The following is an 18,854-nucleotide window of genomic DNA, read 5'->3' on the forward strand; positions in this document are numbered from 1 at the left end:
GTCGGAATACTCACTGGTGAACGCTGATGAACCACGTCTGGGGTTCGATGAAATAGAACTTGATGTACCAGCCAAGGCGCTTGAGCACATGGACCTCGATGGCCGGCACGGCATGATGCGGACTGCTGCTGTAGTGGCTACCGTCGCAGGAATGGATGATGTCGATGACTTCACCTGCGCCGACCTCGCCAATGGTCAGCAGGTTCTTGACCTCGATATCGCCCCTTGAAACATGCAGATAATTGCCGGATTCGAGTGCGGCGACTACCGCGCTCCTGACTGCCATGAAACCTTTTGGCATGATCCTTCCCTGTCATTACGAAAATCATCGTACAAAACCTCGACAGAATCCACCCTTGCAGTTGATTCAGCCGACCGGCGGCGCTGCTGTTGCTCCGGGATGCGGAAAACGCCTGGGCAAGCACTATGGCTTGCCAGGGAAAGGCGTGTCGGTTGAGGGTGTAACAGGTACTTTCAGGAAGGAGATGGTTCCCACGCATGGGAACCATCGGACGCCACAACGCTAGAACGCGTAGACCAACGTCGCCGTGGCACTGCGCGGTGTGCCATACCAGCCACGTGCGCCGATCGCCGAGTAATACTTCTCGTCCAGCACGTTGTTGAGGTTCAGCGAAACGCTGGTCTGCGGCGTGATCGCGTACTGCGCCATCAGGTCGACCACGCTGTAGGCGTCCTGGGTGAACGTCTCGCCATGGGGCCCCGCTTTCTTCTTGTACTCCATGCCCTGCCAGCGCACGCCGCCGCCGACTTTCAGCTGCGGCAGGGACTGCAGTTGATAGCTGGTGAACAGCTTGAAGGTGTCGCGGGGTACTTCGGTGAGCAGGCGCTTGCCATCGGCGTCCTCGGCCTGGGCATAGGTGTAGCTGGCAGAGACTTGCCAGTCGGGCAGGATCTGCCCGGCCGCCTCCATCTCGAAACCACGGGTCTTGGTGCCGGACTCGGCGCGGTAGGCCTGGTCGCCGTTCGGCGCCAGCTTGTCGCCGTCGGCCACGGCCAGGTTGTCCTGCTGCACTTCGAAGACACTGAAGGCAGTGGTCAGGCGCTTGTCCCAGAACTCGCTCTTGATACCCAGTTCGTAGTTCACCCCCTCCAACGGTTCGATATAGCCACCACTGGCATCCTGCCTGCTCTGCGGCTTGAAGATGGCGGTGTAGCTGGCGTAGGCCGACCAGTTCTCGGCGAAGTCGTAGACCAGCCCCACGTAGGGCGTGACCACTCCGGTCTCGCTGCGCGAGGTGCGTGTGGTCGCGCCGGTCGACAGGGTCGTCCCGGTTTCATTGCGCTTCCAGTCGATCACCCGCGCACCGGTAATCAGCGACAGGTCATCGTTCAGGCTCCAGCGCACCGACGCCACCAGGCCGTCCTGGGTTTCGTCCAGCGCGTCTTGCGAATACTTGGTGTGGATGGCATCCGGGATCGCCAGCGAACCGTCCCAGGTATGGATGTTGTCGATCGGCTGGATCGTCCACAGCTGGTAGCCGGGGTTACGGTAGTAGGCCCGGTAGTGGCTGGCACCAAGGTACGCCTGGTGCTCACGGGACAGCAGCTCGAACGGGCCGGTGGCCGAGAGGTCGAACGACGTCTGCCGCGGCTCGCCCGCCCAACGGCCGGTCCAGGTGCTGATGCCGCTGCCATCGGGATTGACGGTGCCGCTGGCGGCGGTGGCGAAGGTGTCGTCGTAGCGGCGACGGCTGTGCTCGGCGTTCAGCTTCAGTTGCCAGCCGCTGTCCAACTGATGCTCCAGGGTGGTGAACAGGGTTTTCGTGCGGCGCTTGTGGTAGCTCCAGTCCGAGGCCGAGTTGAACGAACGCGACGGGTTGAAATGGCTGCCATCGGCGTTGTACATCGGGAAACCGTGGTTGCCCGCGCCATCGTTGTCCATCTCCTGGTATTCCGCGCCCACGGTCAGCATCGTGCTGTCGGTGACGTCCCATTCCACCACGCCGTAGGCCACCTGCCGCTCCAGCGACTGGCGGTCGACGTTGCTCTGGCTGTCGGTGGTCGAGGCCACGAAACGGCCACGCACATGGCCGCTTTCAGACAGCTTGCCGGACAGGTCCAGTTCGGTACGGTAGCTGTCCCACGAGCCGGCCTTGAGGGTCAGCTTGCGCTGGGTTTCGACGGTCGGCTTCTTGCGAATCAGATTGACGGTGGCACCGGGATCGCCGGTGCCCGACATCAGGCCGGTGGCACCGCGCACCACTTCCACGCGGTCGTAGGACACCATGTCGGCCAGGTCGTCGCGAAAGCCGAAGGTATCGGGGCGGTTGACGCCGTCGACCTGGATGCTGCCGACCTGGAAGCCCCGCACGTAGATATGGTTGGCGTCGCTACCGGCTGGCCCCATGCTGTCGACGACCACGCCCGGCGTCTGCTCGAGCACCTGGGTCACATCCGTGAGGTTCTGGTCCTCGATCTGCTGGCGGGTTACCACGCTGACGGACTGCGGCGTCTCCCGCGCCGACAGGCGCAGGCCGGTCGCGGTGTTAGCGGAGCCCGTGGTGTAGCTGCCGGTGCCTTCGGTGGTGCTGCCCAGGCCCAACGCATCGATGCTGGTGGCGCCCAGCTCGACGGCGCCGTCGTTCTGTACCTTGCTCAGCACATAGCGCTTTTCGCCCACCTGCTGTACCCGCAATCCGGAGCCCTGCAGCAATGTGGCAAAACCTTGCTCCAGTTCGAAGCTGCCCTGCAGCCCCGATGAATGCAGCCCGGTTGTTTCGTCGTTGCTGAAGCTGATGGTCACGCCGCTGGCGGCGGCGAACTGGCTGATCGCAGCAGCCAGGCTGCCGGCCGGGATATCGTAGCGCTGCGCGGCCGCCCAGGCGGTCGAGGTGGCCAATGCGGCACCGCAAAGGCCAAGCGCAAGGGTCGCCTGGCGAATGCTGCAGGCTAGCGAGGTACGGCGTGCGGACATGAAAAGGGGTTCCTGTGCTGGTTGGCTTGGGCACGCTTGAAGCGCGCGCCCTGAAGAGCCGAAGCAGCGCGAAAAATCTGCTACCCCAAATGCGAAAAATTCTCGAATGTTGAGAAAGGATGAGCAATCACCCACGAAAAAATTTCAGAAGGGTGTGTTCTACCTACCCCATCCCAAGTGGCTCCAGGCGCACCCAATAGCGCGTCACGCGCCGCGCTCGAACCGGCAACGCGTCTTCCAGACTGGCCAATGCGACATCGGTATCATCAAGATTGAACGCCCCCGACAGCCGCAACCCGGCAACCTCCTGCGCACACCCCAGATAACCAGGCCGATAGCGCGCCAGCTCACGCACCACATCGCCCAAACACCAATCGACGCTGACCAGCATGCCCTGTGCCCAGGCTTGGGCGCCGGCAGCCAGGGGACGCAGCGGCCCGAGGCTGTCGGCGCCGAAGCTCAGCCCATACCCGGCATCGATACGCACCACTCGCGACGTTTGCCCTGGCCGCACCTCCACGGCATGGGCGGCCACCGCCACATGGCTCATCCCGGCGTCCTGGCGCACGCTGAATCGGGTGCCGAGGGCAAGGATCACGCCTTCAGCGGTGCGTACGCTGAGCGGACGCGGGTCCTTGGCGGTTTCCAACAGGATCTCGCCCTGGCGCAGGTGGATCAGCCGCTGGCCAGCGTCGAAGCGGATATCGACGCGGCTGTTGGTATTGAGGTCCAGGCGCGTGCCATCGGCCAGGGTCACTTGGCGCCGCTCGCCGGTCCGGGTCGAGTAATCGGTGCTCCACGGCGAGCTCCGGTAACCCCGCCAACCCACCACACCGGCCCCCAGCAACAGCGCCAGGGCCTTCACGGCATGGCGCCGATCCCGTCGGGCGATTTCCAGGGTCTGCGCGGCGCCGCTGGGGGCGTTGCCCAGGCGGCCTTGCAGCGCCTCCAGCCGCGCCCAGGCGGCAGCATGGCGAGGGTCGGCGGCGCGCCAGGCTTGCCAGGAGGCGTGGGTGGCGGCGTCGACGTTGCTGTCGTGCAAGCGCACGTACCAGTCCACGGCCTCGGCAAGAATGGCCTTCATGCACCCTCGACCAGCAGGCAGTGCATCAGCCCGCGCGCCAGGTGCTTGCGCACGGTGCTCACCGAAACACCGAGGCGTTCGGCAGTCTTTTCGTAGCTCAATCCGTCCAGTTGCACGGCAAGGAAGATCGCCCGGGTGCGCGGGCCGAGGCCGTCGAGCATCCGGTCGATGGCCATCAGGGTATCGAGGATGGCGGCGTGGGTCTCGGCGGAAGGTGCGTAGTTCTCCGGCTGCAGCGCCAGCGCTTCGAGATAGGCGGTTTCCAGGCTGCGGCGGCGATAGAGGTCGATGACCAGGCCACGGGCGATGGTGGTCAGGTAATGACGTGGCTGGTTGAGGGTGCCGGCGGTGCGCGCCAGCAGCACGCGGATGAAGGTGTCCTGGGCCAGGTCGGCGGCATCGGCGGAGCTGTTCAGGCGTTGGCGCAGCCAGCCGTGGAGCCAGGTGCTGTGCTCGCGGTAGAGCGTTTCCAGGCCGCAGTGGACAGTGCCGGCGGGAACAACGGTGGACATCTCGCCCTCCCCCAAAAAGATTACCAGGTGCAAATAAGAATTTGTCGCAAGTGTACTCAGTGAGGGCAGGATTGGGAATGGTGGCAGGTACGCTCACATTGCTGGAAAGCCGTTCATGAACGGATCGATTGCCTGCATCAGCTGCGCAACAATTGATCCGCCCATGATGGATCGTCGTCAGTTGTGAAATGACTGCGCCAGAAACTCGGTGATCTGCAACGCAATCTGCTGCTGGATCAGCGCCCGTGGCCGAGCGTTATCGCCATCCCGGCATATGACGCCATTCCCATAAGCCAGTTGCTTTCAATCGGCTCACGCAGGATCGCCGCTCAGAACAGCCCGCCCAAGGTAAATGTCCCACCTACCCCAGCCTGCAACCCCGCGTTCACGCCGCCTGTGAGGATCACACCCTTGGCCGAGCGCAGCAGGCGCTCGGTGGTGTCTTGAGGAAGGAGCAGTTGGCCCACCGGAATCACCGTGGCCGCAGTCATGGCCAGCAGCTTGGTGTCCAGACCGAACAGCATGCCCGAGAAGCTGGCGCCGCCTATCAGCCCCAGCCCCCCTTCGATGAACACGCAAGCCCCCTTGAAGTCCTCGCGGTTCAGGCCGCGCGCCGCGATCGAGTCAGCTACCAGCACTTTGCCCCTCGCATAGAAATCTTCAGTCGCGCCTGCCGCTCCGACGCTCTTGCCCCGCACCTGCAAGTTGACCTTGCCGTACCGTGGCAGGCGGGCACCGGCACCAGCGCCGACGCCGGCCGAGCCATAGCGATACTGATGCAGGGCACCGGTGGGATCTTTCAAGGTCAGCATGCCACCACTGGCCGCTGCGAACATCACCGTCAATCCGCCACTGCTGGCAGTCTCGTACTCCCAGTCGCTGGTACTGAGGGTCAATGGGAATTGCAGTCGCATCAGAATCTCCTTGTATGGGGCCGCGCCGGGTGGCGGCGGCAAGTCCATGCGACCCGCTGATGGCCGCTCCCTGGGATAGGCACGATGACTGGCTGAGGCACCAGCAGGCTTGCGCCACACGCTTCTATGGGGGCAATGCTGGAAAGTCCGGACAGGAAAGCGCAGCCGGTCTTTGACCAGCCAGTGGAGAAACAGAGCAGATTGCTCTGGGCGAGCGATAGCGTCCTGGCCATGACAAGTCCCTTGCATCGTCCGTGACATGCCGGGCCATTGCAACGAACCTCTGGGGTAGTGTCAACCCTGTCGAATCTGTGAGGCACCCGGTTCAGTCAGAAACCTGAACGTCGCAGTCGAGCGCCGAAGCTGCCAGCTTCACCATCTCAAGCCTACGGTACGGCTCGACACCGTCCTCGATCATCCAGGTCGCCGACAACCCTGCCCATGCCAACACCCATTGCAAAATCCTGCGCCGATCAATACCGGCAGCAGTCGAGATAATCGCTATCCGACGCGCAAAGGCCCCCGGTGCCAACGCGCTTGCATCGTCGGGGTTGCAGAGGATGTTGGCGTAATCGAAGCCGCGCTCGCCGTACAGCCCCTTGGGATCGATGGCGAGCCATCCAGCCGGCCCGAAATCCAGCACGTTGCCGTGATGGATATCGCCGTGCAGCACTACCACATCCTGCGGTTCGGCCAAAAGCGCCCTCGCCGCCCTGGCACTGTATTCCAGCACCCCACCGTGAGTTGCCGCCGCACTCCACAACGCTTCGAACCATTGCGCCAGCGGAACCAGCGCAGGCATTGGCTCAGCGCGTGGGGCGTGTAGGCGGGCTACCACCGCGCAGAGGATGCGCGTGGCTTCATCATCCCGGCCATCGGCAACCATCTGCGCCAAGGATGCCGAGCCTTGCGCCCGCTTCATCAACAATGCCTCGCCATCATGAGCCAGTACCGAGGCCGCACCATCACCGCCCCACCAGGCCATGAGCTGGTTGCCGGCCTGCTCTTCGGGTGATTGCGCGATTTTCAGCATGGCGGGTGTATCGCCCTGGCGAACCTGGAGAAGATGGCCGTTCAACGAAACGAGCGCGTCCCCGTCGAGGGTAAGCGCCCATCGTTTCAGGTAGTGGTCAAACATGGTTTCATTACTCGCGATTCACTTGTGAACGGGGCTCTATGAGCCGGTGAACATCCATCGATGCCGTTCATTCGGAAATGACTATCCTGACGCGACGCTTACTCGAGTACCAGTAGATGCTATCCGCACACCAAGCCAGCGCCATCGTCCTCGACTTTCTTAAAGACGTCATCCGAGACGGCCGCCCGGAACGGTTCGTCATTCAGTCCTGTGAACTCACTGCGAAGGGTGACTACTGGGTAGTTCGTTGCAACAGCGAGGACTGCGTGGTGCATGGCAAGACCGAGTACTGCTACGTCGGCGTCAACGCCCATCTGGTCGATGTAAACAGCGGCGCGCTCGAAACAGTCGCCAACTGCTTCACTATCGAGGAATACCTGCAGGACAAGGACGACCTCCATGCCGCAGCGGGCAAAACCTATGTACTGGCGCCTTCGTTTACTCGTGAAAGCAGAACGGCGGTGATCAATCTGCGACAGAAGCTCGCCTACTCCTATCCCGACACCCTGTTCCTTTTGAAGGGGGCAGGCCGGCTGTGGTTCAAGGGTATCCGCCGGCAACTTGAAGATACCCGGCAACTGCTCGCCACCGAAGGTATCACCACACAGATCGAGCTACATGCCGAGCCTCTGGACGCAATCCTGATCGGGCCGGAAACCTGGCACACCGAGGCGGTATTCAATGCGCTGCGCAGGAAGCCACTTCCTCATGGCGAAGCTGCTGAATGACGCCAGCCCTGCAACTGCCTCAACGGGAGAAGTCTGCCAGTAACGTCTTGACCGTCCCAGGCCCCATGGCACTCAAAACCTGCGTGGCTGCCTCGCGCATCGGTTGCCAGTGGCCGCGCTGAAAGATCGACCGATCATGGCAAGGCAGGTCGCCGTCGCCCATCGACGCATAGAGCGCCCATACACGGTTCAATGGCGCCGCAATCGAATCAGGCAAGGCATTACCGACGACCTGAAGCGCGTCCTGTACATGACGCATCCTGGCGCTCCACACCTCGCAGGCCAGGCAACCCGGCAGCGCTTGCTCCTGCTGTGTTGCGGTCATGGCAACGAACTCCAGCGCCGGAATCAAACGCGCTATCGCGTCGACAGACTCAAGTTCGTCTGCGCCATACCACTGGCAAATCAGATCGACAAAATCAGGCATCTCGCTGGCCTTTGAGGTTGAGGTGCATCAGCAGGAACACGGGTGTTCGGCATGGAACACCACCTTGCATGCGATGTACACCCATTGCCCAAGCCCTTTTCCAGTCACTACTTATAAAGCGCTCAGCAAGACAGCGAGAATCAGATTAAGCCCCTTCCTTGTAGTCCATTTCCCAAACATACTGCTGCCGCCTTTTTTCCGTTGCGACTGCTCTGATCGGGCTCTAGTCTCGGGCGAGTCGCTGGTGTTCAGCGACCGGCTTTGACAGGCCGCAACGGTATTAAGCATACGGCTAGCCCTCGATGGCGGCTGTACGTGCGGGCACGCTTGCGTGCGCCGGAACTTTGCTTATTCCGCCGGTCTGTCAACCCACGTACAGCTGCCACCCTAATGTTTGACAGCAGACAGGTGGCAGCCCTTCGAAAGGAATAAGTACATGCTCAAGATCGTCCCCGACCCACCCCACGACCACCACTCCCTCGAAGACACCCTCATCCAGGCCACCGAGTACGCCCTGTGTGCATTGACCGTGGCCCATCATGCCGTACAGCTCAAACCCAGATCGCCCGCCGCGATCCTGATGATGGCGTCGATGCATGAGATGGAAGCCCTACGCGTACTGCTGGAATCGGCATTGATCCAGGTACAGATGCCGAACGCGCAGCCGCGTCCGTTGCACTAGACCCCAAGGCCTGTGGCACCTGAGCTGACGCCATCGCATCCCACCGTGGGAGCGGGCTTGCCCCGCGATAGCGTCAGACCAGGCAGCGAAAACTTCAGGGAGATCCAATAATGACCACAGACACCACCACACCCCACACCACCGTGGGCAAGACCAAGTTCTACCAAGGCGAAGGCCAGACCGATCCGCTGTTCTGCATCGAACCTGGGATCCCTTGCCAGCATGCGCGGGATCAGGCCTCGGAACTGATGGGCTGCGTGCGCGACCTGACCATCACCGGGATCATGGAGGAGAAACCGCAGATGCTCTGGGCGGCGTATTACCTGAGTGCATTGGCCAAGGCGCTGATGGATGATGCGGAGTTGGGGATGAGCCGCTGAAAAATCAGCCCTTTCAAGGTATTGAGAATGGCGTTCGGCTTGAAACTGCCGGGGTCGCTTTGCGACCCTTTCGCGACACAAGGGCGCTCCTACAGGGGGAGCGGTCACCTGTAAGAGCGGCCTTGAACGCGAAAGGTTGGAAAGCCGCAGAGGCTGATCGCCGATCAAACCGGACGAATCCCGTCATGCTTGGTAAACTGACCGTCATTCACTCTTTCCATCGCCAGCCAGCGCACCCCGCCGCCTGGCTTCGCTGAGTTCGTGTCCCAGACTTATGCATTCTCAAGCCGCCACACCCGCTACCCTGCGCCCCGAGCCATCCCGCCGCTTCTCCGTAGCGCCCATGATGGACTGGACAGACCGCCACTGCCGCTTCTTCCTGCGCCTGCTCTCCCAGCACGCCCTGCTCTACACCGAAATGGTCACCACCGGCGCCCTGCTGCACAACGACGCCCAGCGTTTCCTGCGCCATGACCAATCCGAGCACCCGCTGGCCCTGCAGCTGGGCGGCAGCGTGCCGGCGGACTTGGCCGCCTGCGCCCGCCTGGCCGAAGAGGCCGGCTACGACGAGGTCAACCTCAACGTCGGCTGCCCCAGCGACCGGGTGCAGAACAACATGATCGGCGCCTGCCTGATGGGCCATCCGGGTCTGGTGGCCGATTGCGTCAAGGCCATGCAGGACGCGGTCGGCATCCCGGTCACGGTCAAGCACCGTATCGGCATCAACGGCCGCGACAGCTACGCCGAGCTGTGCGACTTCGTCGGCCAGGTGCGCGACGCCGGGTGCCGCAGCTTCACCGTGCATGCGCGCATCGCCATCCTCGAAGGCCTGTCGCCCAAGGAGAACCGTGAGATCCCACCGCTGCGCTATGACGTGGCGGCGCAGTTGAAGGCCGACTTCCCGGACCTGGAGCTGGTGCTCAACGGCGGCATCAAGACCCTCGACGAGTGCCGCACCCACCTGCTGACCTTCGACGGCGTGATGCTCGGGCGCGAGGCGTACCACAACCCGTACCTGCTGGCCGAGGTCGACCAGCAGCTGTTCGGCAGCGCGGCGCCGGTGGTCAGCCGGGCCGAGGCGATGGAAAAGCTGCGTCCGTACATCGTCGCGCACATGCAAAGCGGCGGCGCGATGCATCACATCACCCGGCATATCCTCGGGCTGGGCCAGGGCTTCCCGGGGGCGCGGCGCTTCCGGCAGTTGCTGTCGGCGGACATTCACAAGACCAGCGAGCCGCTGAAGGTGCTGGACCAGGCTGCCGAGCTGTTGCAGGGGCGTTGAGGGAACCTGGGGCGGGGTTGGCACTCGAAGGGTTAGCCTTATACCGCGGCCCTGGCGTTGGCCGGGGCCGCTTTGCAGCCCTTCGCGGGGCAAGCCCGCTCCTACACAGGGGAGCGCGCTGCTTCCAAGGGTTTCCCGATACGCCTGCGACGGGCCTTGAGTGGCTGTCGGGGCTCGGGTAATGTCGAGTCATTGCACAGGACAGAGCACGCCCATGACCTCCAAGCTGGAACAACTCAAGCAGTTCACCACCGTCGTCGCCGACACCGGCGACCTGGACGCCATCACCCGCCTCAAGCCGGTCGACGCCACCACCAACCCATCGCTGCTGCTCAAGGCCGCGGCCATCCCGGGTTACGCCGACCTGCTCAAGCAGGTCAAGGCCGATGCCAAGGGCAATGTCGACCTGGCCTGCGACAAGTTCGCCGTGTCGGTGGGCTCGGGCATTCTCAAGGTCATTCCGGGGCGCATTTCCACCGAGGTGGACGCGCGACTGTCGTTCGACGAGCCGGCGCTGCTGAAAAAGGCCCGTCAGCTGATCGAGCTGTATGAAGCGGCCGGCGTGCCGAAAGACCGCGTGCTGATCAAGCTGGCCTCCACCTGGGAAGGCATCCGCGCCGCCGAGAAGCTGGAGAAGGAAGGCATCCAGACCAACCTCACCCTGCTGTTCTCCTTCGCCCAGGCCCAGGCCTGCGCCGATGCCGGGGTGTTCCTGATCTCGCCGTTCGTGGGGCGCATCTACGACTGGTACAAGAAAAGCACCGGCAAGGAATACGTCGGCGCCGAGGATCCGGGCGTGCAGTCGGTCACCCGCATCTACGACTACTACAAGACCAACGGCTACAACACCGTGGTCATGGGCGCGAGCTTCCGCAACATCGGCCAGATCGAGCAACTGGCCGGCTGCGACCGCCTGACCATCAGCCCCGAGCTGCTGCAGCAGCTGTCGGACGACCAGGGCGAGCTGCCACGCCTGCTCAAGCCGGGTAATGCCGGCGAGGCCAAGCAACAGTTGAACGAAAGCCAGTTCCGCTGGGCGATGAACGAAGACGCCATGGCCACCGAGAAGCTGGCCGAAGGCATCCGCCAGTTCGCCCGCGACCAGGAGAAGCTGGAAGCCCTGATGGCTGGCTGACAAAGCCTGATACATCTTCGGCTTGATCGACGGGCGGTTAATGCAGAGCATTTCCCGCCCGTTTTTCGTTGGGGTGGCCATTCCCCGCGATAGGGCCATCAGCATCACACGAACCTGAGCCATCCATGCCCGCCACCGCTTCGCTCCCCCTCGTCCTCGCCGGCCCCATCCTGCGCCGCCTGGAACCGCAACGCCTGGCCATCTGGCTGGTCGGCTCGCAACCACTACAACCCGAATTCCTGCTCGAGCAAACCGGCATCAACGCCACGATGCACGCTGAGGTGATCCCGGTCGGACAGCACGCCTTCATCCACCTGCTGGACATCCGCTTCGACCACCCGCTGCCCTGCAATGTGGCGCTCGAATACGACCTGCGCCTGGCCAACGGTCAGGGCATCGCCGACTGGGCCCCGTACCTGCTCTACTCCGGAGCCAGCCGCCCCTGCTTCGTACTGCGCGATCGTCTCGACCAGTTGCTCCACGGCTCCTGCCGCAAGCCCCACCATCCGGCCGCCGACGGCCTGCTGTGTGCCGACCGCCTACTTGCCGCCGATCCGCGCCCTGAAAAACGCCCCGCCGTGCTGCTGATGAGCGGTGACCAAGTCTATGCCGACGATGTCGCCGGCCCCATGCTGCGTGCCATCCACACGCTGATCGAGCGTCTGGGCCTGTTCGACGAAGCCCTCGATGGCGCCCTGGTCGACAGCGGCGCCGCGCTCTATCGCCATCCGGCCTGCTACTACCACCGCGCCGACCTGCTGCCGGCCCAGGAAGGCAACGAAACCCTGCGCGAACGCTTCTTCGGCGGCAAGCGCAAGCCGATCTTCTCGTCCAGCAACGCCGACAACCACCTGGTGACCTTCGCCGAGGTCATGGCCATGTACCTGCTGGTCTGGTCGCCGCTACCGTGGACGCTGGCGGGGTTGGAGATGCCGGAGGGCCTGACCGCGCAGCGCCAGGCTCGTTATCAGCGCGAGCTGCCACTGATCGAGGCCTTCCGTGACGGCCTCGGCCAGGTGGCGCGGGTGATGGCCCACCTGCCCTGCCTGATGATCTTCGACGACCACGACATCACCGACGACTGGAACCTGTCGGCGCAATGGGAACAAACCGCCTACGGCCACCCGTTCTCGCGGCGCATCATCGGTAACGCTTTGCTCGGCTACCTGCTGTGCCAAGGCTGGGGCAACGATCCGGACGGTTGCGCGGCGCTGGTCGGGCAATGCCGGCAACTGAACGAGGCACGGGACGAGCTGATCGGCGAGCTGCTGCGCTTCCAGGGCTGGCAGTACGCGCTGCCCAGCAACCCGCCGCTGCTGGTGCTGGACACCCGCACCCGCCGCTGGCGCAGCGAAAGCAGCCTGGGCAAGCCCTCCGGCCTGCTCGACTGGGAGGCGCTGAGCGAGCTGCAGCAGGCGCTGCTCGACCACCCTTCGGCGATCATCGTGTCGCCGGCGCCGATCTTCGGGGTCAAGCTGATCGAGACCGTGCAGCGGGTGTTCAGCGCCCTGGGCTACCCGTTGCTGGTGGATGCGGAAAACTGGATGGCCCATCGCGGCGCGGCGCAGGTGATCCTCAACATCTTCCGCCATTCGCGCACGCCGGGGCACTACGTGGTGCTGTCGGGCGACGTGCACTACTCGTTCGTCTATGAGGTGCTGATTCGCCACCGCCAACGCAGCCCGCACCTGTGGCAGGTGACCAGCAGCGGGATCAAGAACGAGTTTCCCCGGCGCCTGCTGGATGTGCTCGACCGGCTCAACCGCTGGCTGTACTCACCGCGCTCGCCGCTCAACTGGTTCACCAAGCGCCGGGAAATGCAAGTGGTGCCGCGCACGCCTAGCCGCAGCAAGGCCGGGGAGCGGTTGTGGAACAGCGCGGGGTTGGGGCAGGTGTTCTTCGATGGCCAGGGGCGGCCGGAGCGGGTGTATCAGTTGAATGCGGATGGTTCGCCGGCTACGGCGTTCATCCAGGACTGACACCATCGAAACCTCCCGCGATGGTGTCGGCAGGTTCAGCGCAGGTTCAGGACCGCTCGAGCGCGCTCACCAGGTCATGAAAAGCTTCACGGTTGGAGTCGTTCAAGCCCATGAGGATCTTGTGCGCCTCCAGCACCTTGGAACGCACCACGCTCTCGTCCTGGTCCTGGGACGGCAGATCGGTCAGGCATTCCGGGCACGGCACCGGCCGGTCGACGATGTTGAACACCTGGTCGAAGCCCATGGACTGCAGCAGGCGGGAAATGTCCGGGTTGGTGGTGACCAGGGTGGGCAGCAGGCCAACCTTCTGCCGGGACAGGATCGACAGCTTGGCCAGCAGGCCGAGGGTGGTACTGTCGATGCTCTCGGTTTCGGTCAGGTCGATGACGATGGCCGAGAAGTTCAGCGCGGTGAAGATCTTCTCGATCGTCGCATCCAGCGCCGAACACAGGGTCAGGCGCACTTCACCGACAAATTTCAGAACGAAGGTCCCGCTCTGCTCGGCGAACTGGATTCTACCAGTACTCATTCAAGGTTCCTGCTCAACACCAATAGGGCGATATCATCCGGCATCTCCCCAAGCGTAGCCAATTCGAATCGTTGGCGCAGCCCCTCCAGGCTACCACCTGCCGCCTTGACGATTTCCGGCAAGGCCGCTTCCTTATCTTTGAGTGTGTCCCCGGGCAAAAGGTCCAGAATGCCATCGGACATCAGGGTGAGGCTGAACTGCGGTGGCAGTTCCAGCACCTGGTCCTGGTAGCTGGCCTCGTCGAACAACCCCACCGGCAGGCCGCGGCCTTCGAGGTAGCGGGCCTGGCCCGGGGTGTACAGCACCGGCAGCGGCAAGTGGCCGCCGACGCTGTAGGTGAGCAGGCCGGTGTCCTCGTCGATGACGCCACCGACCATGGTCACATGCTTGCCCAGCTTGCAGTTGATCAGCCCACGGTTGATGTGGCTGAGCACCTGCGAAGGCTTGAACTCGCGCATTTTACCGCCACGCTTGAATTCGAACAGCAGGCGCGTGGTCATGAACTTGAGCAGCACAGTGACGAACGCCGACGAGGCGCCGTGACCGGAGACGTCCGCCAGGTAGAAGGCGATGCGCCGGTCATCCACACGGAAGTAGTCGGCGAAATCGCCCGACAGGTACAGCGACGGAATGATCTGGTGCTCGAAGGCGAACTCGCCAGCCACCCAGGGGTTTTCCGGGAGCATGTTCATCTGCACCTGGCGACCGGCGGTCTGGTCCTCCTGCAGCAGGTGCAGACTGGCCTCCAGCTCGCGGTTGGCCGCTTCGAGCTTCTCCCGGTAGCGCTGGTTTTCCAGCACCAGGCGCGAGCGATCGAGGGCGCGGCGCACCGAGTGCTCGAGCACGGCCAGGTCTTCCAGGGGCTTGATCAGGTAGTCCGCCGCGCCCAGGCGCAAGGCTTCGACCGCGTCGCTCATGACGCCGGCACCGGACACCACGATCACCGGCAACTGCGGCGCGCGCTCGCTGATCCGGCGGATCAGTTCAAGGCCGCCCATCTGCGGCATGCGCAGATCGCAGATCACGAGGTCGGGCTGGTGTGCTTCGAAGACCTGGAGGCCCTGCTGGCCGTTGCCGGCCTGAAGGACGCTGAAGCCGCTGTCTTCCAGATAGGCGGCGAGACTGGCACGGACCACCTCGTCGTCATCGATGATCAGCAGCGTTGCACTGGGTTTCTGCATGTGGGCGAACGGCGCCAGATTTGGGTTGGCGTAGCGACTGTGGAAGACCGACAGACGGCTACTGGAATGCTCTTTAGCCACTCTCTATTTGAGTTGTAGGACAAGAAGACTGGTCCGGCAAATAGCGAGGTGCCCTGTAAGGCGCTGACGGTACTCCCATCCGCCTGGCGTTTCAAGCATGGCAAGGAAGACTCCCCCGCACTTTACAGGGCAAATCACCCGGCGTTATAAGAAAGCACATCGGCGCAACCTGACGAAAGGATGCAAGCATGTCCCAGCCCCCCGTGGATTACAGCGAAAAACGCGATTTCATACGCATGCGCATTGAAGCCGAGGTCAGCCTGCTGCACGCCGGCCAGGTGATCAGTGCCGTGTGCATCGACCTCTCCAGCAGCGGCATGCAGGTCCAGGCACCGCAGCGATTCAAAGTGGGCGACCAGCTCGAGGTGCGCATCGACTCCGACCACGCCGCCCTCGCCGGCCTGCATGCCAGCACCGAAGTGGTGTGGATCGCCGACCAGCCCGGCGGCGCGCAGAAGTTCGGCCTGCGCATCCTGGCCATGCATTGAACTGTTACGAAAAAGGCGACCCGAAGGTCGCCTTTTTCGTAAGCCGGTCGATCAGAAGTCGTCTTCGACCTGGCCGTCCTTGACCTTGAACTCGCGATTCTGCAGGTAGGCATTGCGCAGGAAGATGTACTTGTCGCCCTGGATCAGCTTCTCCGCCGACAGCAGGCTGGCGCGGGTGTCGATCACGTCCATCGCGAAGATCGAGTTGCGGGTCGGCACATGGTCGATGTAGCGGTAGGGTTCGGTGTAGGTGTCCGGGTACTTGGCCAGGCCGTCACGCACGGTGCTCGGGCCAAGGAACGGAATGACCACGTACGGCCCGCTGGGCACGCCCCAGTAGCCGAGGGTCTGGCCGAAGTCCTCGTCGCTGCGCTGCAGGCCCATCTTGGTGCCGACGTCGAAGAAACCGCCCAGGCCGAAGGTGGTGTTGACGATCAGCCGCGCCGTGTCGATGCCCGCCGCTCGAGGCTTGAGCTGCAGCACGTTGTTGGCCAGGTTGGTGACGTCGCCCAGGTTGCGGAAGATGTTGTGGATGCCATCCTCGAGGAACTGCGGGGTGACGTACTGGTAACCCTGGGCCAGCGGCTTGAGGGCATAGGTGTCGAGGACATCGTTGAACCTGAAGATCGGTCGGTTGACCGACTCCCACGGATCCTCCTCGGTTGCCGCCTGGGTGGCTGCCACGGGCGCCAGCAGCAAGCTGGCGCAGACACAGGCCTGGGTGACTCGCTCGATCACTCCGGCACCGATCCTACGCATAGATGTTTCTCCATCGGATTTCACGGCGGCAACGGCCTATGGCGCGCTGCTCGATAGGGCGCAAGTATACTGGCTTGCTGGCTGAACGGTAGTTTTACATATCTCTGTCAAGATTTCGTGAACAACTGTAGTCGTCATCCCTTGGTCACAATCGCCGGGTAGCTTGCGGGGTATTTAGGGACGTTGCCATGCAAGACGCACCCGCCTTCACCGCCGTGCTGTTCGGACTGCGCGGCTGCCTGGTCCAGGCAAACGACGGCAGCCCCCTGCCCGCCCCCGGCGCCCTCGACTCCCTTCACCGCCTGCGCGCGCAGGCGGTGCCGTGCATCTGGCTCGACGAGCTCAGCGCCGCCCAGGGCAAGCGCCTGAGCAGCGTGCTGCCCGGCTGGCTACCGGGCCATCTGGTCAACGGCTGCAAATGGCCGGCGCCCAACGCCTGCTGGCAGGCGCTGATGAGCCTCGACAGCCAGCGCCTGGAAGGCTGCGTGCTGGTCAGCGGTGAGCCACGGTTGCTGCAGGCCGGGCTCAACGCCGGCCTGTGGACGGTGGGCCTGGCGGCCTGCGACCTCGGCCCCAGTCAATGGCAGGCCATGACCCGGCAGGAACAGGAGCGCACCCGTGGCAAGGCGACCCTGGCGCTATTCGGCCTGGGCGTGCACTCGGTGATCGATCACCTGGAATCCCTCGACACCTGCCTTGCGGACATTGCCCAGCGCCGGCACAGGGGCGAGAAACCCTGATACATCCCCGTTGATGCGGGTCATGCAAAGCTGCGGCAGGTGGATTACGCTAGAAGGCAGGCCAGAACCTTTACCGTGTCGCCGAGGTCCATGGCTTGCCAAGTCATTGATGGAGAACGAACAATGCCTGCCCGCGAACTGCAAGAGCAACTCGATAGCCTGCGCGAGCAACTGGACCGCAATCCACCGCTCTCGCTGGAAGAGCGCGACCACCTGCATGAACTGATGCAGCAGATCGAAGCCCAGATCAAGCTCGAGGAAGCGACCAACGACAACAACCTGGTCGATGGGGTCAATACCGCCGTTGAACGTTTCGAGGCCGATCACCCAGACCTTACCGCCATCCTGCGCAATATCGCCAATCACCTGCACAGCATGGGGATCTGAACCGAATGGGGCCGCAAACGCGGCCCCATTACATTACTGACGCACCAATCGCAGGTTCTGCGGGCTGATCGCCCCAGTGCTGCGGTACGGGTTGATATCCAGCCCGCCGCGGCGCACGTACCGTGCATACACCGTCAGGTGCTCAGGCTTGAGCAGGTTCTTCAGGTCCAGGTAGATCCGCTCCACGCATTGTTCGTGGAAGTCGGCATGCTGGCGGAAGCTGATCAGGTAGGTCAGCAGGCTGGCATGATCCAGCGCCTGCCCCTTGTACTCCACCACCACGCTACCCCAGTCCGGCTGGCCGGTGACCGGGCAGTTGGATTTGAGCAGGTGGCTGTGCACGGTCTCTTCCACCACGCGCTCCGGCGCGCAACGCAGCAGCTCCGGTTGCGGCTGCTCGTAGTTGCTGATGTTCACATCCAGCGCGTCGATGCACTGGCCCGGTAGCGTGGTCACGCCCTGCCCCTCTACCTCGGCCAGGGTGCTGACCTTGACCGCGACCGGCTTGCCGGCTGCGGCGGACAGGTCCTGCACCAGGCACGCCTGCAACGCCGCTACCGACTCGAACACCGTCTGGTTCAACGAGTTGAGGTACAGCTTGAAGGACTTGGACTCGATGATGTTCGGCGAATCGCACGGGATGGCGAACTCACCGATGGCCACCACCGGCTTGCCCGAGGGCAGCAGCCAGGACAGCTCGAAGCAGTTCCAGAAGTCCACGCCCTGCCAGGGCAGCGCGTCTGCGCTCACACCCAGCTCGGCCCATTTGGCCAGGCGGGGAATCGGGAACAGCAGCGAAGGGGTGTAGGTGGCGATGTATTCGCTGGACTTGCCCAGCGGGGAGTGTTCGGCGGCGGGATGCATGGAAACTGACCTGAAGGTTCGAAATTGCCCCTAGTCTACCGGTTTTGCACCCCGCCTTGGAGCCGTTGTCACTCGATGGTCAGCGGGCCGACCATGCCTGCCTGGTAGTGGCCAGGCACGTTGCAGGCGAACTCGATGGGCGCCGACTTGCGGAAGGTCCAGTTCAGCTCGGCGCGCTGGCCGGGCTGTACCAGCACGGTGTTGCCACCCGCATGACCGTGGTCAGCGCCCATCTGGCCGTGATCCATCTGGCCATGGTCCATGCCTTCGTGGTTCATGCCGGCAGTGAACATCTTGCCCTGCATGGCGATCATTTCCTTCTGGTGCTCGGCGTGCATGGCCTTGTCGCCCAGGTTGAACTCGTGGGGCAGCTTGCCTTCGTTGACCAGCACGAAGCGCACGGTCTCGCCAGCCTTGACCTTGATGCTCTTCGGTTCGAAGGCGATGTCCTTGAGTACCACCTCGATGGTGCGGGTGGCCTTGGCCGCCTCGGCCGGCTCGCCGAAGGCGAAGGGTTTGCCGTTGTCGGCAAAGCTCGGCAGGCTGACCAGTGCGAGGGCGGCGGCGATGAACAGGTGTTTCATGGGTGACTCCGGGTCGTTCTGGGAGAATGAGACCATTCTCGAAAA

At 63.3% G+C, this 18,854-nt stretch carries 21 protein-coding genes; 9 read left to right on the plus strand and 12 right to left on the minus strand.

The window, feature by feature from the left end; translation table 11 throughout:
- Positions 1-10: 10 nt before the first annotated feature.
- The 6 genes from K5H97_RS19120 to K5H97_RS19145 all read right to left on the minus strand — a co-directional run bounded on the left by K5H97_RS19120 (position 11) and on the right by K5H97_RS19145 (position 6,583).
- Positions 11-301, minus strand: coding sequence for a hypothetical protein (locus K5H97_RS19120; RefSeq protein ID WP_028692703.1), 291 nt, complete (start codon positions 299-301; stop codon positions 11-13).
- Positions 302-523: 222 nt separating this feature from the next.
- Positions 524-2,935 (minus strand): TonB-dependent siderophore receptor, encoded by a 2,412-nt coding sequence (locus K5H97_RS19125; RefSeq protein WP_028692704.1) that lies wholly within the window; start codon positions 2,933-2,935, stop codon positions 524-526.
- A gap of 163 nt (positions 2,936-3,098) precedes the next feature.
- Positions 3,099-4,019, minus strand: coding sequence for a FecR domain-containing protein (locus K5H97_RS19130; RefSeq protein WP_028692705.1), 921 nt, complete (start codon positions 4,017-4,019; stop codon positions 3,099-3,101).
- The gene (locus K5H97_RS19135) at positions 4,016-4,531 is read right to left on the minus strand and encodes a sigma-70 family RNA polymerase sigma factor (protein WP_028692706.1); all 516 of its coding nucleotides are present in this window, start codon (positions 4,529-4,531) and stop codon (positions 4,016-4,018) included. The genes K5H97_RS19130 and K5H97_RS19135 overlap by 4 nt, the downstream gene beginning before the upstream one ends.
- 329 nt (positions 4,532-4,860) lie before the next feature.
- Positions 4,861-5,445, minus strand: a complete 585-nt coding sequence (locus K5H97_RS19140) for a hypothetical protein (RefSeq protein ID WP_036986699.1) — start codon at positions 5,443-5,445, stop codon at positions 4,861-4,863.
- Between the two features lie 325 nt (positions 5,446-5,770).
- The gene (locus K5H97_RS19145) at positions 5,771-6,583 is read right to left on the minus strand and encodes an aminoglycoside phosphotransferase family protein (RefSeq protein ID WP_028692708.1); all 813 of its coding nucleotides are present in this window, start codon (positions 6,581-6,583) and stop codon (positions 5,771-5,773) included.
- Positions 6,584-6,699: 116 nt separating this feature from the next.
- On the opposite strand from K5H97_RS19145, the gene K5H97_RS19150 reads away from it, so the two are divergent.
- The gene (locus K5H97_RS19150) at positions 6,700-7,311 is read left to right on the plus strand and encodes a hypothetical protein (RefSeq protein WP_028692709.1); all 612 of its coding nucleotides are present in this window, start codon (positions 6,700-6,702) and stop codon (positions 7,309-7,311) included.
- A gap of 19 nt (positions 7,312-7,330) precedes the next feature.
- Here K5H97_RS19150 and K5H97_RS19155 read toward each other — a convergent pair whose 3' ends face one another.
- Complete coding sequence (locus K5H97_RS19155; RefSeq protein WP_051555764.1) at positions 7,331-7,738, minus strand: hypothetical protein; 408 nt, start codon at positions 7,736-7,738, stop codon at positions 7,331-7,333.
- Positions 7,739-8,174: 436 nt separating this feature from the next.
- On the opposite strand from K5H97_RS19155, the gene K5H97_RS19160 reads away from it, so the two are divergent.
- The 5 genes from K5H97_RS19160 to K5H97_RS19180 all read left to right on the plus strand — a co-directional run bounded on the left by K5H97_RS19160 (position 8,175) and on the right by K5H97_RS19180 (position 13,196).
- Positions 8,175-8,420: a hypothetical protein gene (locus K5H97_RS19160; protein WP_028692710.1), complete on the plus strand. Its 246-nt coding sequence runs from the start codon at positions 8,175-8,177 to the stop codon at positions 8,418-8,420.
- A gap of 110 nt (positions 8,421-8,530) precedes the next feature.
- Positions 8,531-8,800, plus strand: coding sequence for a DUF3077 domain-containing protein (locus K5H97_RS19165; protein WP_028692711.1), 270 nt, complete (start codon positions 8,531-8,533; stop codon positions 8,798-8,800).
- A gap of 274 nt (positions 8,801-9,074) precedes the next feature.
- Complete coding sequence (gene dusA, locus K5H97_RS19170; RefSeq protein WP_051555765.1) at positions 9,075-10,082, plus strand: tRNA dihydrouridine(20/20a) synthase DusA; 1,008 nt, start codon at positions 9,075-9,077, stop codon at positions 10,080-10,082.
- 214 nt (positions 10,083-10,296) lie between these two features.
- On the plus strand, positions 10,297-11,217 hold the full coding sequence (gene tal / locus K5H97_RS19175; protein ID WP_028692713.1) for a transaldolase: 921 nt from the start codon (positions 10,297-10,299) through the stop codon (positions 11,215-11,217).
- Between the two features lie 125 nt (positions 11,218-11,342).
- Positions 11,343-13,196, plus strand: a complete 1,854-nt coding sequence (locus K5H97_RS19180; protein WP_028692714.1) for an alkaline phosphatase D family protein — start codon at positions 11,343-11,345, stop codon at positions 13,194-13,196.
- Between the two features lie 46 nt (positions 13,197-13,242).
- Here K5H97_RS19180 and rssC read toward each other — a convergent pair whose 3' ends face one another.
- Both rssC and rssB read right to left on the minus strand, forming a co-directional pair.
- Positions 13,243-13,725 carry an anti-sigma factor antagonist RssC gene (gene rssC, locus K5H97_RS19185; RefSeq protein ID WP_028692715.1) on the minus strand — a complete coding sequence of 161 codons (483 nt, stop codon included), beginning with the start codon at positions 13,723-13,725 and terminating at the stop codon, positions 13,243-13,245.
- Positions 13,722-14,906 carry a two-component system response regulator RssB gene (gene rssB / locus K5H97_RS19190; RefSeq protein ID WP_028692716.1) on the minus strand — a complete coding sequence of 395 codons (1,185 nt, stop codon included), beginning with the start codon at positions 14,904-14,906 and terminating at the stop codon, positions 13,722-13,724. Before rssB ends, rssC begins: the two co-directional genes overlap by 4 nt.
- Before the next feature lie 269 nt (positions 14,907-15,175).
- Here rssB and K5H97_RS19195 point away from each other — a divergent pair, with 269 nt between their 5' ends.
- Positions 15,176-15,475: a PilZ domain-containing protein gene (locus K5H97_RS19195; protein ID WP_028692717.1), complete on the plus strand. Its 300-nt coding sequence runs from the start codon at positions 15,176-15,178 to the stop codon at positions 15,473-15,475.
- 51 nt (positions 15,476-15,526) lie between these two features.
- Here K5H97_RS19195 and K5H97_RS19200 read toward each other — a convergent pair whose 3' ends face one another.
- Entirely contained in the window at positions 15,527-16,234 is a 708-nt protein-coding gene (locus K5H97_RS19200) for an MlaA family lipoprotein (protein WP_028692718.1), read from the minus strand.
- 188 nt (positions 16,235-16,422) lie between these two features.
- On the opposite strand from K5H97_RS19200, the gene K5H97_RS19205 reads away from it, so the two are divergent.
- Entirely contained in the window at positions 16,423-16,974 is a 552-nt protein-coding gene (locus tag K5H97_RS19205) for a hypothetical protein (protein WP_028692719.1), read from the plus strand.
- A gap of 123 nt (positions 16,975-17,097) precedes the next feature.
- On the plus strand, positions 17,098-17,361 hold the full coding sequence (locus tag K5H97_RS19210) for a DUF4404 family protein (RefSeq protein ID WP_028692720.1): 264 nt from the start codon (positions 17,098-17,100) through the stop codon (positions 17,359-17,361).
- A 33-nt stretch (positions 17,362-17,394) separates the two neighbouring features.
- Here the strand turns inward: K5H97_RS19210 and queF are convergent, their stop codons facing one another.
- Both queF and K5H97_RS19220 read right to left on the minus strand, forming a co-directional pair.
- Positions 17,395-18,225 carry an NADPH-dependent 7-cyano-7-deazaguanine reductase QueF gene (gene queF / locus K5H97_RS19215; RefSeq protein WP_028692721.1) on the minus strand — a complete coding sequence of 277 codons (831 nt, stop codon included), beginning with the start codon at positions 18,223-18,225 and terminating at the stop codon, positions 17,395-17,397.
- A 68-nt stretch (positions 18,226-18,293) separates the two neighbouring features.
- A complete protein-coding gene (locus tag K5H97_RS19220) occupies positions 18,294-18,809 on the minus strand; it encodes a cupredoxin domain-containing protein (RefSeq protein WP_028692722.1) in 516 nt (171 codons plus the stop codon).
- Between the last annotated feature and the right edge of the window lie 45 nt (positions 18,810-18,854).

The sequence above is a fragment of the Pseudomonas mosselii genome (assembly GCF_019823065.1).
Taxonomy (GTDB): Bacteria; Pseudomonadota; Gammaproteobacteria; order Pseudomonadales; family Pseudomonadaceae; genus Aquipseudomonas; species Aquipseudomonas mosselii.

Coding starts and splice junctions, on each gene's coding strand:
- rssB (WP_028692716.1), bottom strand. CDS start 14,906: ATGCAGAAACCCAGTGCAACGCTGCTGATCATCGATGACGACGAGGTG.
- K5H97_RS19165 (WP_028692711.1), top strand. CDS start 8,531: ATGACCACAGACACCACCACACCCCACACCACCGTGGGCAAGACCAAG.
- K5H97_RS19130 (WP_028692705.1), bottom strand. CDS start 4,019: ATGAAGGCCATTCTTGCCGAGGCCGTGGACTGGTACGTGCGCTTGCAC.
- K5H97_RS19210 (WP_028692720.1), top strand. CDS start 17,098: ATGCCTGCCCGCGAACTGCAAGAGCAACTCGATAGCCTGCGCGAGCAA.
- rssC (WP_028692715.1), bottom strand. CDS start 13,725: ATGAGTACTGGTAGAATCCAGTTCGCCGAGCAGAGCGGGACCTTCGTT.
- K5H97_RS19140 (WP_036986699.1), bottom strand. CDS start 5,445: ATGCGACTGCAATTCCCATTGACCCTCAGTACCAGCGACTGGGAGTAC.
- K5H97_RS19125 (WP_028692704.1), bottom strand. CDS start 2,935: ATGTCCGCACGCCGTACCTCGCTAGCCTGCAGCATTCGCCAGGCGACC.
- tal (WP_028692713.1), top strand. CDS start 10,297: ATGACCTCCAAGCTGGAACAACTCAAGCAGTTCACCACCGTCGTCGCC.
- K5H97_RS19195 (WP_028692717.1), top strand. CDS start 15,176: ATGTCCCAGCCCCCCGTGGATTACAGCGAAAAACGCGATTTCATACGC.
- K5H97_RS19155 (WP_051555764.1), bottom strand. CDS start 7,738: ATGCCTGATTTTGTCGATCTGATTTGCCAGTGGTATGGCGCAGACGAA.
- K5H97_RS19145 (WP_028692708.1), bottom strand. CDS start 6,583: ATGTTTGACCACTACCTGAAACGATGGGCGCTTACCCTCGACGGGGAC.
- K5H97_RS19135 (WP_028692706.1), bottom strand. CDS start 4,531: ATGTCCACCGTTGTTCCCGCCGGCACTGTCCACTGCGGCCTGGAAACG.
- K5H97_RS19120 (WP_028692703.1), bottom strand. CDS start 301: ATGCCAAAAGGTTTCATGGCAGTCAGGAGCGCGGTAGTCGCCGCACTC.
- K5H97_RS19205 (WP_028692719.1), top strand. CDS start 16,423: ATGCAAGACGCACCCGCCTTCACCGCCGTGCTGTTCGGACTGCGCGGC.
- K5H97_RS19180 (WP_028692714.1), top strand. CDS start 11,343: ATGCCCGCCACCGCTTCGCTCCCCCTCGTCCTCGCCGGCCCCATCCTG.
- K5H97_RS19150 (WP_028692709.1), top strand. CDS start 6,700: ATGCTATCCGCACACCAAGCCAGCGCCATCGTCCTCGACTTTCTTAAA.
- queF (WP_028692721.1), bottom strand. CDS start 18,225: ATGCATCCCGCCGCCGAACACTCCCCGCTGGGCAAGTCCAGCGAATAC.
- K5H97_RS19220 (WP_028692722.1), bottom strand. CDS start 18,809: ATGAAACACCTGTTCATCGCCGCCGCCCTCGCACTGGTCAGCCTGCCG.
- dusA (WP_051555765.1), top strand. CDS start 9,075: ATGCATTCTCAAGCCGCCACACCCGCTACCCTGCGCCCCGAGCCATCC.
- K5H97_RS19160 (WP_028692710.1), top strand. CDS start 8,175: ATGCTCAAGATCGTCCCCGACCCACCCCACGACCACCACTCCCTCGAA.
- K5H97_RS19200 (WP_028692718.1), bottom strand. CDS start 16,234: ATGCGTAGGATCGGTGCCGGAGTGATCGAGCGAGTCACCCAGGCCTGT.